The organism is Caballeronia choica (assembly GCF_001544535.1).
GTDB lineage: Bacteria > Pseudomonadota > Gammaproteobacteria > Burkholderiales > Burkholderiaceae > Caballeronia > Caballeronia choica.
Map to the genome: position 1 here is coordinate 1 of NZ_FCON02000425.1, position 1,625 is coordinate 1,625.

At 60.5% G+C, this 1,625-nt stretch carries 1 protein-coding gene; it reads right to left on the minus strand.

The genetic code is table 11. The features are described 5' to 3' along the window. Positions 1 to 77: 77 nt before the first annotated feature. Positions 78 to 1,514, minus strand: a complete 1,437-nt coding sequence (locus AWB68_RS44665; protein ID WP_087650427.1) for an IS5 family transposase — start codon at positions 1,512 to 1,514, stop codon at positions 78 to 80. Positions 1,515 to 1,625: the final 111 nt, after the last annotated feature.

A 1,625-nucleotide genomic window follows, 5' to 3' on the forward strand; every position in this document is an offset into this window, starting at 1 on the left:
TAGTCCGACCTGCAAAATTCGTTTTGGCTCGTCGACGCGTCCGGGCGGTCGATCAGATGCGATCGTACTTTCCGATTTCAGGCAGTTGTACGAGGCGCGAGCAAGGTTTCTGGCAAGACGTTGTGCTGGCAACGCAGCCACGCGAGAACAAAAAATACGGGTGCAAGCCCTAGGCGGACGATGGCGCGCAGCAGCCAGCGGAGGTTGTAGCCCGTCGCGCACAACACTGCGTGTAACGCGTCGCCGTTTTGCCCTTTGAGCCAGCAACGCCGCATGCCGTGTTCCTGCTTAACGTGACCGATAATCGGTTCGATCGCCTGGCGGCGCTTTAACCACTTTCGCTGTGTAGTGCTTAGCGTCTTGTGCATTCCGCGATGAATCAACTGTACCGGTGCCACATCGGCATCCACGCCTCGAAACCCGAGGTCGGCCAACACGATCTTCGGCCTCGGCGCGCCCGGCAGGTCCTGCAGCAAGATGTTGGTTTGTTCAAGTTGCCCGGCCAGGGTGTGCCCGTCGTAAGGGTTGCCCGCAAACGAGCGTGCACCGACGATCAGACCTTGCTTCTCCGTGATCGCGAGACTGACCTTGACGCCGAATTCGTAGGGCTGGCGGGCCTTGCCTTTGGAGATGCATTCCACTTCTGGCGCGTGAAGCGCGTAGAGCTTGTGCTTGTCCTTCGCACGCTGACGGCAGATACGCCAGGCGCGCTCAAGCCAGACGCGCAAGGATGCTTGTTGCTCAGCAGATGCACCCGATAATTTGCGCTCGATGTCACGCAGCAATCGTCCGAGTATCGTGCGCTGACGCTTGAGCACCCTGCGCAGTCGCTTGAACTGTTTGGCATGCGCATAGCCGCCTGCGCGGCGGCGCAACTGCTTCCCCTCTCGCTCGTACGTTTGCTTGAGCGTCAGTCCAGCACGTTGCGCGAGCCTTGCGAGTTTGCCTCGTGCAACCTCCAGCAAACGGCTGTCAGTCGGATAGGCAATCGCTTTCTCCTGGACCGTGGTATCGACAATCACGCGCTCGAATTCGGCCGGCCTCACGGCTTTCATTTGCACGGCCGCCGCAATTGTTGTCGCGAGCATCTCCTCGACGCCGGCTTCGCCCAGCGCCTGCCGAAAGCGGACGAGGTTGGTCGGATCGCATGGCAGGCGCGGCTGGAAATAGTCCTCGCCGCAGAAGTACTGGAAGTACACGTCTTGTGCCCAGCGCTCGCAAACCGACTCATCACTTTCGTTGTATGCGTGCTTCAGGTAGAGCAGTCCGGCCATCAGCCGGATCGACAGGCGCGCACGTCCGGCAGCGCTAAGGCCCGCGCCCGCCAGCTTGGGCGCCGTGCCGAACAGATCAACCTCCGCGCTCGCCCGCCCCTCGCGAGCACGCCGCTCGAAGATCGGCGTCAACGTCGCTTCTATCGACGTCCAGGGCATTCGGTTAGCCAGTACGGCCAGTGGGTGCCGCAAATCGATCATTGCATCCAGGCGGCTGCGGAAGAAATCCGGTGTGCTCATCGGCGCTTCTCACTCCCAGAACATATGCCAATTTCATATTGAAACTGGGAGTTTCGCAACCCTTTATTCGCGCCTATTCGCGCGCCGCGCCTGGCTTCACGCCATTTTGCA